Annotated in this window: 13 protein-coding genes and 1 pseudogene; 6 read left to right on the top strand and 8 right to left on the bottom strand. The window is 53.0% G+C overall.

Annotated elements, in window-relative coordinates; all coding sequences use genetic code 11:
- Positions 1-472 precede the first annotated feature (472 nt).
- From ACOI6Z_RS16185 to ACOI6Z_RS16175, 3 genes and pseudogenes are all read right to left on the bottom strand, one after another.
- A complete protein-coding gene (locus tag ACOI6Z_RS16185; RefSeq protein ID WP_420687451.1) occupies positions 473-2,695 on the bottom strand; it encodes a S8 family peptidase in 2,223 nt (740 codons plus the stop codon).
- A gap of 11 nt (positions 2,696-2,706) precedes the next feature.
- On the bottom strand, positions 2,707-3,846 hold the full coding sequence (locus tag ACOI6Z_RS16180; protein WP_004213102.1) for an AAA family ATPase: 1,140 nt from the start codon (positions 3,844-3,846) through the stop codon (positions 2,707-2,709).
- Between the two features lie 673 nt (positions 3,847-4,519).
- Positions 4,520-4,864 (bottom strand): annotated as a pseudogene (locus ACOI6Z_RS16175) (replication endonuclease); the annotation flags it as partial.
- Between the two features lie 511 nt (positions 4,865-5,375).
- On the opposite strand from ACOI6Z_RS16175, the gene ACOI6Z_RS16170 reads away from it, so the two are divergent.
- The 4 genes from ACOI6Z_RS16170 (at position 5,376) to ACOI6Z_RS16155 (ending at position 6,866) form a co-directional block, all read left to right on the top strand.
- Positions 5,376-6,389: a sensor domain-containing diguanylate cyclase gene (locus ACOI6Z_RS16170; protein ID WP_065812101.1), complete on the top strand. Its 1,014-nt coding sequence runs from the start codon at positions 5,376-5,378 to the stop codon at positions 6,387-6,389.
- Positions 6,390-6,446: 57 nt separating this feature from the next.
- A complete protein-coding gene (locus ACOI6Z_RS16165) occupies positions 6,447-6,548 on the top strand; it encodes a YoaK family small membrane protein (protein ID WP_004150782.1) in 102 nt (33 codons plus the stop codon).
- Positions 6,548-6,622 carry a protein YoaJ gene (gene yoaJ / locus ACOI6Z_RS16160; protein ID WP_137910537.1) on the top strand — a complete coding sequence of 25 codons (75 nt, stop codon included), beginning with the start codon at positions 6,548-6,550 and terminating at the stop codon, positions 6,620-6,622. The genes ACOI6Z_RS16165 and yoaJ overlap by 1 nt, the downstream gene beginning before the upstream one ends.
- A gap of 118 nt (positions 6,623-6,740) precedes the next feature.
- On the top strand, positions 6,741-6,866 hold the full coding sequence (locus ACOI6Z_RS16155; protein ID WP_004203733.1) for a hypothetical protein: 126 nt from the start codon (positions 6,741-6,743) through the stop codon (positions 6,864-6,866).
- Positions 6,867-6,925: 59 nt separating this feature from the next.
- Here ACOI6Z_RS16155 and ACOI6Z_RS16150 read toward each other — a convergent pair whose 3' ends face one another.
- From ACOI6Z_RS16150 to fraE, 4 genes are all read right to left on the bottom strand, one after another.
- A complete protein-coding gene (locus tag ACOI6Z_RS16150) occupies positions 6,926-7,189 on the bottom strand; it encodes a DUF2534 family protein (protein WP_004203731.1) in 264 nt (87 codons plus the stop codon).
- A gap of 130 nt (positions 7,190-7,319) precedes the next feature.
- A complete protein-coding gene (leuE, locus tag ACOI6Z_RS16145) occupies positions 7,320-7,958 on the bottom strand; it encodes a leucine efflux protein LeuE (protein ID WP_004203730.1) in 639 nt (212 codons plus the stop codon).
- An 89-nt stretch (positions 7,959-8,047) separates the two neighbouring features.
- Positions 8,048-8,962: a kdo(2)-lipid IV(A) palmitoleoyltransferase gene (gene lpxP, locus ACOI6Z_RS16140; protein ID WP_023289231.1), complete on the bottom strand. Its 915-nt coding sequence runs from the start codon at positions 8,960-8,962 to the stop codon at positions 8,048-8,050.
- A 673-nt stretch (positions 8,963-9,635) separates the two neighbouring features.
- On the bottom strand, positions 9,636-10,679 hold the full coding sequence (gene fraE / locus ACOI6Z_RS16135) for a fructose-asparagine asparaginase (RefSeq protein ID WP_044522254.1): 1,044 nt from the start codon (positions 10,677-10,679) through the stop codon (positions 9,636-9,638).
- Positions 10,680-10,982: 303 nt separating this feature from the next.
- Here fraE and ACOI6Z_RS16130 point away from each other — a divergent pair, with 303 nt between their 5' ends.
- Together ACOI6Z_RS16130 and ACOI6Z_RS16125 are read left to right on the top strand one after the other, a co-directional pair.
- Positions 10,983-12,191 (top strand): HD domain-containing phosphohydrolase, encoded by a 1,209-nt coding sequence (locus ACOI6Z_RS16130; RefSeq protein WP_023289229.1) that lies wholly within the window; start codon positions 10,983-10,985, stop codon positions 12,189-12,191.
- Positions 12,192-12,263: 72 nt separating this feature from the next.
- Complete coding sequence (locus ACOI6Z_RS16125; RefSeq protein WP_065812102.1) at positions 12,264-14,048, top strand: diguanylate cyclase; 1,785 nt, start codon at positions 12,264-12,266, stop codon at positions 14,046-14,048.
- Here ACOI6Z_RS16125 and ACOI6Z_RS16120 read toward each other — a convergent pair.
- Complete coding sequence (locus ACOI6Z_RS16120) at positions 14,045-14,944, bottom strand: LysR substrate-binding domain-containing protein (protein WP_065812103.1); 900 nt, start codon at positions 14,942-14,944, stop codon at positions 14,045-14,047. The two genes, ACOI6Z_RS16125 and ACOI6Z_RS16120, sit on opposite strands and share 4 nt — an antisense overlap.
- Positions 14,945-15,052: the final 108 nt, after the last annotated feature.

The following is a 15,052-nucleotide window of genomic DNA, read 5'->3' as shown; positions in this document are numbered from 1 at the left end:
ATCAGCGCCCCTCTGCGCGTCGCTGCTTTTTGCCTGCGCGAGAGGCATGCCTCTACCTAAAATCACCGCTCACCGTGACTCAGAACCCGTGAAATTGCGTATTCTTCCGCCTTCCCTACCCTGACCCGTTTGCGGGGGCTTGCCCCCCGTCACCTGCGCGCAGCTACCCTTCCATTTTTCGTGCATATACCAAACCGGCCTCAGACCGCACCTTGCATGGGCCTAAAAAGGAAAAAGTATATCAAAAAAATTGTGCAAATCTGCGCACTATTGTGCAAGAAAGAAAAAGACGAGGAACGGCCAACATGACCACAACTGGCTACACTGCACGTGAGCCCCTCAGCAGCCCGCTGGCAGGGGCTTTTCTAGTGTCTCAACCCAATACCCGATACGACGCAGATAATACCGACCCAATCCCTCTCTGTGCAGTGTTAATAAAAAAGCCTCAAACATGAGGCTTTTTGATGGATAATCAAGTTCTGACAGGTATAGTTGCTTGAGGCTGAATGGGTGCCAAGATCTGGTTATAACTTCGTAATATATCGTTATACAGATCCGGATGTTTATTTGCAGTTATCGTAAGTATCAATGCATATTTAATTTTCTCAGCTTTATTACCTTGTATCGCCCCTCCGCCTTGCCTCGCATTATAATGAATATCGAATACAGGTTTATTTAGAGAAGTGCCACGCATACTTTTTGATGCATGTAGCACTGTCTCCCACTTGCCCATATCAGAGCGACGCTCCTGCTCATTGGCATATTTTTTTAGTTCAAAAAAACCTTTGGTGTCAGCATTCTGAGCACCTTGTTTTTTCTTACTCTCATCAGGTCGGAACGATATTTCGAGTCCTGCTTTTGTGTAAGATGCTGAATCCTGAGGATCAACAGAAGTTGAAAAACAAAAGGTTGCAGTTAGGTTCACCATACCATTAAGACCGCCATCTGGTATTGGTAATGCTGCCCTCAGGTATTTGCCAGGTTTCAATTCTCCTTGATACACGATTCTGGCTACTCCATTGGGACTTACAATTATATCATTAATATTTTCAGGTAGTTTTCCCCAACCAACTTCTGCATGAGAATAATCTTTTTGAGAACATGAATGAATCATAAGCGCTTTGATCGCCAATGTTGTTAGATCTCCACCTAAAAGAGCTTTGATTCCAACCGCTGTACGTAATGCATATGGAGCGGCAAAACTTGTACCCATTTGAGGTGCGATTACTGGATTTGTATCGTCAGTTAGAACGTGAAAATATTCACGCTCTTCACCACCGAAAGTAACTAAGTCAGGTTTAATAACTCCAGGGCTTCTTCCAGGCCCCATAGCACTATATGAGGATCGCGCCCATTTGTTAGAGTCTGTAGAATTGGCTGCACCAATAGAAAGACCATTCACTGAGTCAGCAGGTACTTGAATTCTAGCATTGCCAGACTCTTTATCCATCTCACCATTATTTCCTACAGCGATTGTCATCAGCGTTTCACCATCGCTGAGCAGATCATCGATCACAGAAGTCCATGCATGAACTTCTGAATCCTCAATAGGCAAATTAGGCCCTAAACTTAAGTTAATGAATTGATACTGTCTAGAAAGAAGAACCTCTTCAATCAACCCTAGAGTTCTATAAAGTTCAAGAGGATGTTCATTACAGATGTCGGCATCTAAAACCCTCAAGTGATCAACATAAGAATATGGTCGAGGGGCCATGGTTCTGGCTTTTAAGGGGCCAAAAAGAAACGCTGATGTTACTGCGAGGCCATGCTGTAACGCATCGCTATCATCCGAAGCACCATCATCCATAACTCGATATGAATTAAGCCATTTCTGTATTGAGTGTTGTTTAGGCAGACCACCATCTAAAATAGCTACTCTTAAATCACTTACAGGTGGATCGCTGGGTAATAATGTTTGAATTTTAACACCCGAGGCTCTTTGTATTGGACGAATACCGCGCAGGGGAGGTACGGGGCGAATTACCCTAACAAATGTAAATAAGGATAAAGTCTCGATTTTTTCTTGACCGCACTGAACGGGGACAAACCAAAGATTACCCGCCGTAAAAGAAAGCTCTGAGTAAAGAGTAATGCCATTATCTTCGGCATAACCCATAAACGCTGATTGAACTAGGTCACTATTGTTACTCGGTAAAAGATGTATGCCAACCTCGAAGAACTCGCCGGCTTCCCTATTGCTAAAGGGGACTATTCTTTCTTCTGGCTTATAAGCAGAAAACATTTCAATTCGTGCGAAGTCTATCGCTTCGTCACTACCATCGTCTAAAGACTGTACCCATGGAATTATATTTTTGAAAGAAGAGCGTTTACCCGCCACAAAAATTTGGGTAGTTGGAAACTCTGTCACTTCGGTTTTGCGTTTCCAACCGTCAGGCTTAATTTTAACAGTCTTACTTCCTATTGATTGCAGGTTATTTTCCCGGAGTAAAGTATCCGGAAAAAAAGAACGAGCAATATAACTAGGGTTAAGTGTTAAAGTAGCTACAGCAAAATCATTTGGGCAAGCAACAGCTGGCAAATCATCCAAATCAGATGTTGCTTGTTCAACTTGAGGTATTAATCTCTGCTTTGCTTCAGCAAAAGTGTAAACCTCTGATTTATCCATTCCGCGTCGAGGGCCAACAACAGCACTTGCCAGCAATTCACCGCGACCTATTAAAAAATTAGTAGCCATTACCGTTCCTTTTATGCAACTGTGCCCTCAGAGGCACGATGTTTACGGATAGTATCTCGACTAACCCCGGTAATATCTGAGATAGAATGCTGTGAGAGCTTTGTCTCTTTACTGAGGCTTAAAGCCACCTCCAGCTTCTCAGTACGTTCCAATAGAGAAATCCTACTTTTTATAAACTCTTCAATTAATTCCTGATCAGATGCAATCCCTAATGCCACTGCTCTACGGAATTTATTTACTTCTTTTTCAATGTTGCTAAATGATTCATTTTTAAACGTTAAGGTCAAAATATCAACCCAGCGTGAAAACATTGCAAAATCAGGCCCTGAAAACCTTCTTAACGCATCAGAAATACTTGCAGCATCTGGTTTCTCGAAGTTAACTATCATATCGAAGCGGCGCCATAATGCAGGATCGATCAACTCCTCGTGATTTGTGGCCGCCAACAATAAAGAATTTGTCGGCCATTCATCAACTTCCTGTAAGATGACTGTTACTAGTCTCTTGAGTTCACCAATGTCAGAGTCGTCGCTACGTTTTTTAGCTATCGAATCAATTTCATCAAGTAATAATACGCATGGTTTTTTCTTTGCGTAATCTAATGCTGCTCGCAAATTATTACCGCTTTTGCCAAGATAACTACTCATAACAGCAGTTAAATCAAGGATATAAAATGGCACATTGAGTTGTTTTGCCAACCAAGCTGCCGTTAAAGTTTTGCCCACCCCTGGAGGACCTACGAAAATTGCAGATCGCGTCGGTGACAATCCCAAGTCGTTTAACCGTTGGATACTTTTGCGCTCGAGTATGAGCCTGTCTAATACCGATTCATTTTTTTCCGAAAGTACAGGTTTTTCAAGTTCATCTTTCAGAACTGGCGTCTTCAGTAGACTTAATCGCGATTCATCATCCACAGGCAAAGGCTGTGGGGAAACTGTGTGCGTGGGGCTAGATGCCTTACGCAAGCTGTTGTGGCTGTTCGCAGGTTTCGAACGCAAGTATTGATCAAGCTGAGCCGCCAATTCAGGTGATGAGTCACGATACTTACGAACTAAACGAGCGACATACAACCTAACATCATCATATTGTTCGGCTATCACCAGCCTAACCAGCTGGGCTAAATCAGACTGAATGCCGCTTAAATCGCCCATGGGAATCACAACCTCCTGATATACAACAAAAAAATAAAAACACATTCCGGACTATTTTAATAGTATTGCACTTATCATCCGAACATGAAAGCGTAATCCTATATAAAATCACAGTATGATTTGTGAATCACACTTCCCTAGCCGCCTGACGCCAACGGTTAATCAGAGTGTCCGCCTTGTGCTTCGCTAGAGTTTTTCGCCAGTGTATGTCCACCCCCGTAACTAACAGCTCACCAGTAACCGGATGTGCGCGATATACCGTATCCAGCACCGTCACTTCATTGCCGCGTGCCAGCTGTAAGGTCTGCGGTTTACTGATCAGCACCTTCTTCATTTTCGCCCATGACTGAACTAAGCCCGCCAGTCCGGCGATTTCCGGTGATAAAACCTGCTCTCTCCGCCTAATTTCCTGGGCGGCCTTGAGATAGCTTTCTGCCCTGCGGGTGTCATATTCGGTACAGTCGCCGACGGTAATGCTGTACGCCAGCGCCTCAAACTCATCGGCGGGGGATTTATGCCGCTGCTGTTTGTGGGTATGGATACCTCCCAACACTTGTTTTCGCTGTTCGCGTGTTAACTGACCAATCTCGAACTGTTCAGGCTCTTCCCGCTCATCTGGCACTGTCATTAATGGCGGTGAACCGGGATGCTGATTTGTTCGTTTTTTAACCTCGGGACAGTTATTGACACGAGTCCAAGGGGCGACGGGGTCGCCCTGGGCGGCGCTTTCAGCGCCTGGGTTAGCGGGAGCCTTCTTCACCATCTTCCAGGTATGGACATGCGTGCATATTTTGTTTTCCTTACCGGTGATTGGCGACCAAATGCCATAAATACGAATCCCGTGATCGCCATAGGTTCCTGGTTCGACTGTCGGCTCGTAGGCGGTATGAATGAGGTAATTTTTGCGGGGAACAAGTACACCGCCCTGCTTCATGATGTAAGTGGCAAAACAGCCAACATCAGCAGCTGCGAGCACAGCGTCCAGTTTTGGATCCATAAGTACCGGAGCACCCGGTTTGCTGGTTTTCATTGCACGAGATGCCCACGCAGCGACAAACTCAACGCTATCGCGAAGTAATTTCCTTGTATCCTTGCTGACGGTATCACCCAGACCACGCCCATCGATGTTTTTACGGATGTACTTTGCAATGTAACTGGCCGGGGTTTCCTTACGTGGGTCGGATGGGCTGGTAATGTTGAGGACATGGCACAGTCACCGCGCATTTCTACTATCAATTTCAAGTTCTTAATACAGGCCATCATCTCGTTACGGCGTTGTGCTGGGTTGCTACGACGCCACAGTTCGCGGCGCATTTTATAATTAATGGGGGAAGCATCATTATCATCACGTTGAAATCCACGGTTTCCTGAGTGATCTCCCCCCAACGGGGCTTTTTTCCCGCCGTGTCGACAAGTATTCCCCAGACAGATGTGATAAATTTAAAAATATCACTGTTTACTCGACGCTGATGTCCGTTTGCAGCCCAATATGCTGGGGTGACGTTTGGCGTGCTGGAGCTGTATTATTCATGTCAGATTTTATTCTTGCCCGGGTGTCGCAAACCCTCGCTACGGAACAGTCCCTGGAAACCCTGGTTCGCCAGCTGCTGGAGATGCTGGAGGCGGTGACGCGAATGGAGTCCACCTACCTTACCCGCATCGATATCAACGCCCAGCGGCAGCAGATCATGTTCGCCCACAACAGTAGCGAAATGCAGATCCCGGAAGGATTTTCCGTCCCCTGGGATGAATCTCTGTGCAAACGCGCCCTTGAGGATCAGTGTACGTTTAGCAATGACGTCGCCCGTCGCTGGCACTCCTGCATCGCCGCCCAGGAGCTGGGGATCGCCACCTTTTTAAGCATTCCTGTGCGCCTGGCCGACGGCTCTCTGTTCGGCACCCTCTGCGCCACCAGCCGGCAACAACAGCCTTATGACCTTGAAGGTGAACAGGTTATGGGCCTGTTCGCGAAGCTCATTTCCCACTACGTGGAAAAAGACACCCTGGTGCAACAGCTGCAGGCGGCAAACGTCGCGCTGGAGCTGCACTCGTCGACCGATGAGCTCACCCAGCTCCCTAATCGCCGCGCGCTGTTTAAGCAGCTGGCGCTACGCTTTGCCTCCGCCCGCGCTCAGCAGCAACAGGTCGCGCTCATTTTTATCGATCTCGACGGTTTCAAAGCCATTAACGATCGATTCGGTCATCCGTGCGGCGACAGCTTTCTGGTGCAGGTCGGCGAACGACTCACCGCCGTCGCGCGCCGTGAAGATATCGTTGGCCGCCTTGGCGGCGATGAGTTTTTGATCGTCGGTAGCGCCCAGCCGCCCGCGGCGCAGCAGGCGTATGTCACCACCCTGCGCCAGGCCCTGTGCGGCGTCTACTTCCTCGGCGAACAGCGTATCAACTATGAGGGCGCCAGCTTCGGGGTGGTCATCTGCGATCCGCAGAGTATCGATGTTGAAGCGGCCTTACGCGCTGCCGATGAGGCGATGTATCAGGATAAAAAGTCTCGTCGGCAGGAGAATTTTATTCATATTGACTAAAGTCACGCGATATCCAGTATCATGCTGGGCATCATTCGTGGGTACAGGGACACTATCATGAAATTGGGTATTCTTTTCCCGGTGGCGATCTTTATCATCGCCGTCGTCTTTCTCGGCTGGTTTTTTGTCGGCGGCTATGCGGCGCCGGGCGGAGCATAATGAAAAAAAGCACCATTATTATGCTGGTTGTCGCCATCGTGGCGGTGGCCGGCGCCCAGTTCGGCTGGTGGTGATCGCCGCGGCGATATTGCGGAGTTGTCCTATCCCATCAATAAGTTAACGCTTTACACTCACGTTATCCGCCGCGGCATTCTCGGCCCCGGGGAAAGTAAAATAGCGGGAGAAGTAAGGATGAAAAAACCGATCGTGTTACCGTTGATTATTGCGCTGTGCACGCTGTTATCGGGATGCATTGTTGACGATGGCTATCACCACCATCGCCATCACCACCATCATCACTATCATGACGATGATTAATGCTTCACGCTGTTGATGAGCCGATAAAACAGGGCGAACTTTGGTTCGCCCATTGACGCTTAATCCTGACGCTCGTCGCCGAGGAAAATAAAGCCGAGCGGAATAGCGAAGAGCGCGGTAAAGACGATGCTGTAAACCGTCACCATCGCCCCCTGCAGGAAGAACATGGACGTCGTCCACTCCGAGTACGGCATATTGTACTCGCTCACCACGCCGCCAAAGGTCGCCCGTCCCACCACCGCCAGCGCGATAGCAAACACCGCCGCGAGCGACAGACAGTATTTTTTGCAGTTTTTATTGCTGAGGAGTTTTTGCAGAATCATCCGGGCTTCCTTTTTGCTGAGCGATAAACGGCTGTATATGTAACACCAATGCAATAAAAAATGAAGGGTTTTTGTTACAGGGCAGAATAAGAGGCGGCGGGCCGGTCTGTGGGTAACCGGCCCGTGGGGATCAGGACTGCAGGGTAGCCAGGCGCGCGGCGAACCCAACGAAAACCAGGCCAATCAGGCTGTTGCCAAGTTTGGCCAGCTTCTTGCGGGTTTTGACGTAGCGGGTGACAAACGAGCCGGAGAGGATCAAAAAGCTCATATAGCAGAAGCTTATCACCTCGAGGGTCAGCGCCAGAATAAAGAACGCCACCCCGGGTGCTTTGGCGTTGACGTCGATAAACTGCACGAAAAACGACACATAAAACAGAATCGCTTTCGGGTTGGTCAGGCTCAGTGTCAGGGAGCGCTTGAGGATTGCGCTCGCCGGCTCTGCGCTGGCGTCGGCCTGGCCGTCACGCTGGGTCAGCACCGCATAGAGCATTTTGCCCCCCAGCCACAGCAGGTAAATCGCCCCGAGGTAACGGACGACGTTAAACAGCACCGGCGTGGTCTTAATCAGCGTCGCCACGCCGGCAAAGGCCAGAAACATCAGCACCGCGTCGCCAATAAAGACGCCCGCCGCCGCCAGATAGCCTTTCTTTACGCCGTGGGCAATGCCCGTCTTCAGCACAAAAAACGTATTAGGGCCAGGGACGAGGATGATAAAGACCGCCCCGACCAGGTAGGTCAAATAATTCAGAACACCAAACTCAGCGAACACTCTGCACTCCTTCGCGCACGACTAAAACATGATCCGGCTCACGTTACCCCAACTGTCGGGATTTTGAAAGCGCAGCCTGTGCGGGAAGGTTAATAGACGGAGGGTTCACCCAGCGGGCGGGTTTTAAAACGGCGATGCACCCACAGATACTGCTCGGGGGCGCGCAGGATCTCGCGCTCAATCACCTTGTTGATATAGCCGGCGGCAATCTGCTTATCCTCACCCGGATAGTCATTCATCACTTCGCTAATGTGTAGGCTGTAGCCCTGGCGATCCAGCTTGCGCACCATGCTGATGCTCAGCATTTTTGCCCCCGATAAACGGGAAAGCACATAGGTGCCGTTGGTGGTAGCCGCCTGCGGGACGGAGAAAAACGGCGCAAACACGCTGCCCTTGGGGCCGTAATCCTGGTCCGGAGCAAACCAGACGGCTTCGCCTGATTTTAAGGCATGTACCAGGCCGGTCAGGTTGTTGCGATCGATCATCGCTTTGTTCGAGCGCAGGCGACCGCGGGTTTGCACCCACTCCATCAGCGGACTGTTGTGCGGACGATAGGTGGCCATCATTGGACGACACAGCCCCATGGCGCGCCCGCCCAGCTCCAGCGACATAAAGTGTACGCCGACGACCATTACCCCTTTCCCGCCGCTAAGCGCATGATTAAGGTTGGCAAAGCCCTCGACATCAAACCATTTTTTAACCCGCTCATCGCTCCAGAACCAGGCCATGCCGGTTTCGATCAGTCCCATTCCCAGCGACATAAAGTTTTGATCGATGAGGGTCTCGCGCGCCGCCGGCGACATCTCCGGGAAGCAGAGCTCAATATTGCGCCGGGCGATATGTTCGCGGCGTTTGAGAAAGCGTCGGGAAAGACGACCCGCGCTGGTGCCGATAAAATGCAGCAGCGGATAAGGCAGTTGCACGATCAACCAGAGAATGCCGAGCCCGAACCAGGTCAGCCAGTTGCGCGGGTGTAAAAGTTGTTTATGAAATACGCAGGCCATGATTTTTCCTGTAAACATTAATTATGTGGTAACGCTTAAGGAAAACAGAGTCCATTTATCATCATTAGGCGGTACGTACAGCAAGTTCGACAATACTAATCCGGCGAAATTCCTTCCGGCAAGTAAAAAACTGCGTGCTGACAAAAAAACATAATTGCGGCACAAATGTTACTAAATGTAAACTTAAATCTCGCGACCCTTTTAATATATTCATCATGTATATCATTTTCACGCTAATCATCCGCGTTACTAGCAGAAAAAACCGAATTCTTCATCGGGGGCGCCCTGCCTGCGGGGAGATGTCGTCCGCTAAGCCGCGCGGCCAGCGGCGTGGCGCATCGCGTCGCGTCGTCATTTGTGGGCGTGATAATTAAAGCGCGCGCGCCGTGGAATGTATCATGTTTAATCTATCAGCATAAGGAAGATTAAATTCGCCTTAAGACAATAATTAAGAATAGGCTTATTTAAGCCTGCTTTAAAAATACTCGTCTTTCCCTGCGGAGGCATTTTAATGGCGCCCTCGCCGGCTGCTAAAAAAATATTTCTTTACGCCTCGCGCATAAAAACAGGCGGGGTGAATGACGGACAATGATCCGCCGCCGGTTTGCACTCGCGTCGGGTGATTGAGAGAACAACGCGGCCAGGGCGCGAACCACGCCCTGGCCGTAGAGGATCAATAGGTGTGGAAGTATTGCTGGATCAGCTGCGGATTTTTCGTCTGCGTCAGCGCCGTCATCAGCAGAATACGCGCTTTCGCCGGGTTGAGTGAATCGGCCACCAGCCCTGGCTGGCTGTCGTCCGGGGGCACCACGCCGCTGCCGGTGCGGGAGGCGCGCACCACCACGATACCCGCCTGCTGCGCTTTTTTAATACCAGCGGCGCTACGTACCGATACAGAACCCGCCCCCGTGCCGGCGTAAATAATACCGTCGGCATGATGGGCGATCGCCGCATCGTACATATACTCCGGGTCGTCCTGGTAACCATAGATGATCACCACTTTCGGCAGAGCCTTCAGCTGACGCACATCGAAGACCGAGCGCAGGGTATGAATTTTATCCACCCGCGTTTCAAACTGGGGTTTTCCCCCCACCACGACGCCAAGATAACCCTCCTCCGGCGCCCGGAAAGTATCCAGCGAGGTGGCATTGGTTTTGGTGACGAAGCGCGCCGCGCCGATGCGGTCGTTAAGCACCACCATGACCCCGCGCCCGCGGGCATCCGGGTCGGCGGCGACGGTGACGGCTTCCAGCAGGTTCATCGGCCCGTCGGCGCTGATCGCCGTCGCCGGACGCATCGCGGCGGTAAAGACCACCGGTTTATTGCTTTTCACCGTCAGATTGAGGAAATAAGGGGTTTCATCGAGGGTGTCGGTGCCATGAGTGATCACCACGCCATCGACATCATCCCGGGCTAATAACGCATTCACCCGCTTCGAGAGCTGCAGAATAATATCGCTGGTCATATTCTCACTGCCGATATTCGCCACCTGCTCACCTTCGACGTGGGCGATTTTACTTATTTCCGGCACGGCGTTAATCAGCGTCTGCACGCCAATTGCCCCGGCTTTATAGCCCGTCGTCTGGGTATTACTGGCCGCCGAGCCGGCAATCGTCCCACCGGTGGCTAAAATGACAATATGCGGTAAGCGCGTCTCGCTAAACGCCAGGCTGCTCATCGTCAGTAACGCAATGGCAAGTAATGCTCTAAAATTCATACAAGTCACTCCCTTCATAGACATTAATCAAACTTACGCTTGCTTAATGCAAAGGGCTTGCCAGAATTGATATCTTTTACGGGGGGTAAATGGTTAACTATCAGACAATAATAAGGTTCTCGCATCAACATCGCCCAAATCTGGTGCATGACTGGATCTGAACCGGGCAGGCGCCATGAACCCATACATTATGAGTTTTTACCCTTTCAGCAACACACAACACGCATTGGGATCAGATTATCGACACTTCCGTCACCCCCGAGGTCATTTATGCCCGCCGGGTGACGCGAACGGAGAACAGAAATGCGTATTGCCCTGAAGTCAGCCCTGATGCTGACCACCAACGTCATTCAGATCATTAACCCTGATCTGCACCGGCATATGCAACGAACGGCCTTAATCGCCCTGACGCTGGCGCAAAGGTTGGGGCTGCCTGCCGAGCGGCAGCAGACCATCTTTTGCGCCGCGCTGCTGCACGATATCGGCGTACTGGGTGATAGACGCACCATTCATTCGCTGGATGCCATCGATAATATTCACGATCCGCATCAGCGCCAGGGGGCGGCGATGCTCGAGGGGTTAGCCACCTTCCGGCCCATCGTCCCCTTTATTCGCGACCACCACTTTAGCCCGGAGCACCGCGGCAGCCGCGAACAGCATATTGTCTATTTCGCCGATGCCTTTGAACGGCTGCTGCCGGCGGATAGCCGCGTGACCGCCTGGCCCACGCGGGCAGTGGTGGAGCAGTTCGTCACCCTGCACCGGGAGATCGATCCGTTACTCTGCGATACCCTGTGCGAGGTCGCTGAAAATGCGAGCTTCTGGCAGCACCTGCATCCCGGGCATATTCAACGGCTGCTGGAAATTATTGCCCCCATCAACACGCTGTATCTGGATATTGACGGTCTGAAAGATGTCTGCCTGCTGATTGCCAAAATTGTCGACACCTACAGCAGCTTTACCGCCAGCCACAGTATTATGGTGGGGGAAATCGCCCGCCAGCTTGCCCACTGGATGCAGCTGCCGGAGCCCATCTGCCAGCAAATACAGGTTGCCGGCTATCTGCACGACATTGGTAAGGTTTATATCCCTCTTTCTATTCTGGAAAAAGAGGGGGAGCTGGATGACGACGAGCTGAGCCAGGTACGCGAGCACAGCTACATGACCGGGGATCTCCTTAGCGACTACAGCGAGCTTGGCGACATTATCAACTGGGCCTCGAATCATCATGAAAAACTGGACGGCAGCGGCTACCCTCTGCATCTCGAAAAGGATCACCTGACCCTCGCCGACCGCATTATCTCCATCGCCGATATTTTCACCGCCCTGACCGAAGATCGCCCTTATCGTAAAGGGATGGCCTGGCAGGAGGCCTTACAGATTATGGAAACGGATGTTATAAATGGCGCTCTGGATCGCGATGTCTTTCTCGTTTTGCGCCACCATGCGGAAACGCTACACGCCATCATTCTTCAGACCCTCGAACACCCCCGCAGCGAGCACCGTCCCTGAAGCGGACCGCCGTCGTGACGGGGACGGGTTCTATAATTAAAACAGCTTCATCTGCATGCAAGGAAACACAGGGTGAGAATCGCCACCATCACCAACTGGGCCTACGGGATCACCGTCGGCCTGACGCTGGCCTCCGGGAGCGCCATGCTCATGGCCTCCAGCGCCGACCGCGTCGAACGCCAGGCGGTACAGCAGCGCCAGGTCTTTGATACCCTCTCCGACAAGGTGGAAAACGACGCCTGGGCGCTGTCTGACCTCGCCCGGCTATACGTGGTTAAGCCCTCTCCGGAGACGCTGGAGCAGTACCAGCAGCTGCAGCGGACCGACAAAAACATTGAGCTGCGGCTGGCCAGATTGAAAGATAACGGCGCCAGCCGCGAGGAGCTGGCGCTGCTGCATGATGGCCTGCAGATTGCCGCTGAACTGCAGGATGAACAACAGGCCGCCCTGGCGCATGTCGCCCACGGCGATGCGCCAGCGGCCATCGCCGTGCTATACGGCAATGCATACGAGACCGAGCTGGAACGCATGCAGACGCTGATCGATCGCTTCCGCCAGATGCTCGAAAATCGCGCCGCCGTCGCCATTGACCAGGCCACCGAACGCTCGCGGATCTGGCGCACCCTGTCGGAAATCATGGTCGGCCTGACCGCGCTGATGTTTTTGTTCGTCCTCGGCTTTATTCTCAAGCGGCGGGTGCTCTACCCGGTGGTTCGCCTGAGCGACGTGGTGCAGCGTCTCGCCTCCCAGGACTATGCGGTGGAGACGCCGCAGTTTACTCAGGTGGATGAGATTGGCGATATGGCCCAGGCCATCCGCATTTTTCGCGAGAACGGCCTGGCCCGCCAGCAGCTGGAGCAGCAGCGCGACGCTGACTGGGCGATCCGCGAACTGCTGGCGCGCATGACCCAGCGTCTGCAGGGCTGTGAAACCATTGAGGATGTGATTAAGGTGGCGGAACTGTTTGCGCCGAATATCGCCCCGACGATCCCCGGGAAACTGTATATTCTGGATACCGACCCCTGGCAGATGCGCTGCGTGGCGCAGTGGCTGGCGCCCGCCGGGGAGACGACGCCCTTTTCACCCGACGACTGTTGGGCGATACGTCGGGGACTCAGCCATCCGCCGGTGCAGGGCGAACCCGATATCACCTGCTATCATCTGCCGGAGGCGCACGCCGGCCAGTCGCTCTGCGTACCGCTCATCGCCCAGGGCGAAGCCATCGGGCTGTTGACCTTTCAGAACGTTACCGCCAGTGACGCTCCTTCCCGGGCCTACCTTGAGCTGATGGCGGAAGCGCTGGGCCTGGCGCTGGCCAATCAGCGCTTACGCAGCGCCCTACTGGAAAAAGCGCTGTTCGATTCCCTGACCGGCCTGCGTAATCGCCATCATCTTGACGAAGCGCTGCATTCACAGATGGCGCTGGCGGTCCATACCCACACCCCGCTGAGCTGTCTGATGATCGACATCGATCATTTTAAAGCCATCAATGACCGCTACGGCCACGAGGCCGGGGATCTGGTGATTAAGAGCGTCGCCACCATCGTGCAGCGCGCGGTGCGCGATATCGGCACGGCTTTCCGCTACGGCGGCGAAGAGTTTCTGGTGCTGCTCCCCGGCCTTGACGAAGCCGAGGCGCACCAGTGCGCCAGCGAGATCTATACCCAGGTGCACGCGATGACGCTGCGCGATGGTCTGACCGAGATAGGCCAGGTGGATGTGTCGATTGGCATCGCCAGCTACCCGCAGCACACCCAAAGCGACAGCCTGCTGCGCGCGGCGGACGCCGCGCTGTACCGGGCGAAAGAGCTGGGCCGCTCAAGGATTGTCAGCTTTGGCCGCCTGAAGACCAGCTAACCGGATGATTGCTCGGTCGCATTGAGCAGCGAGATAACTTTCCGCACCACCGCCGAACGGATATGGCGGTGGTAAACTATGCTCAGCTCACTCTCCGCCAGCCGGTCCTGAAGATCGATATACACCACGTTATCGAGGCGTAAGGCCCGCGCCGAGACCGGAACCAGGGCCACCCCGACCCCGGCGGAGACCAGACTAATCATCGAGGTGACGTCGTTAATCCGCTGCGCCACCTGCGGCGTAAAGCCCGCGACGCGGCAGGCGTCAATAAACACCTGCTCCAGCCCGGTGCCCTGCGGATCGTCAAGCGAGATCCAGTTATCCGCGCGCAATGAGGCCAGATTGAGCGCCCCCACGCCCGCCAGCGGATGCTGTTGATAGAGCGCCAGGCAGAGCTTTTCCCGCACAAACGGCCTGACCACCAGCGCCTCCGGCGGCGAGGCCAGCGGCGCGCGGATGATGGCGATATCCAGGCGCAGATCCAGCAGCGCTTCGTAGAGCATTTGCACATCGCCATGCACCAGCGACAGCTCAATCCCCGGCCAGTCGGCGCGCAGCTCGCGCAGCAGCCCCGGCAGTTTACTGTCGTACATCGCGCTGGAGACATACCCCAGATGCAGCCTTCCCTGCTCGCCCCGCGCGGTGCGCTGGGCGTCCAGTGCCGCCTGGTCGACCATCTCCAGCGCCAGCCGCGTCTTCTGCCAAAAGGCCTCGCCCGCGGCGGTCAGGGTCAGACGGCGGTTGGCGCGGGAGAAGAGCACCACCCCCAGACGCTGCTCGAGCTGTTTAATCTGCTGGCTGAGGGCGGGCTGGGCGATATGTAACCGCTCCGCCGCCCGGTGCATATGTAACTCTTCGGCAACGACCACAAAATGGCGTAACGCTCGCAAGGACATGCCGGACTCCATAGGTTTTATTGATAACAAAAATCTTATCAATAACGCATGAATGATGCAATTGATAACCATTAGCCTGCGAAGCATACTGTGCGCATCGACACGCTA

Origin of the sequence: Klebsiella sp. C239 (assembly GCF_048822715.1) — a bacterium.
GTDB classification, from domain to species: Bacteria; Pseudomonadota; Gammaproteobacteria; order Enterobacterales; family Enterobacteriaceae; genus Klebsiella; species Klebsiella quasipneumoniae.
The sequence above is the reverse complement of the archived record's forward strand: the minus strand, read 5'-3'. Positions and strand labels throughout refer to the sequence as shown.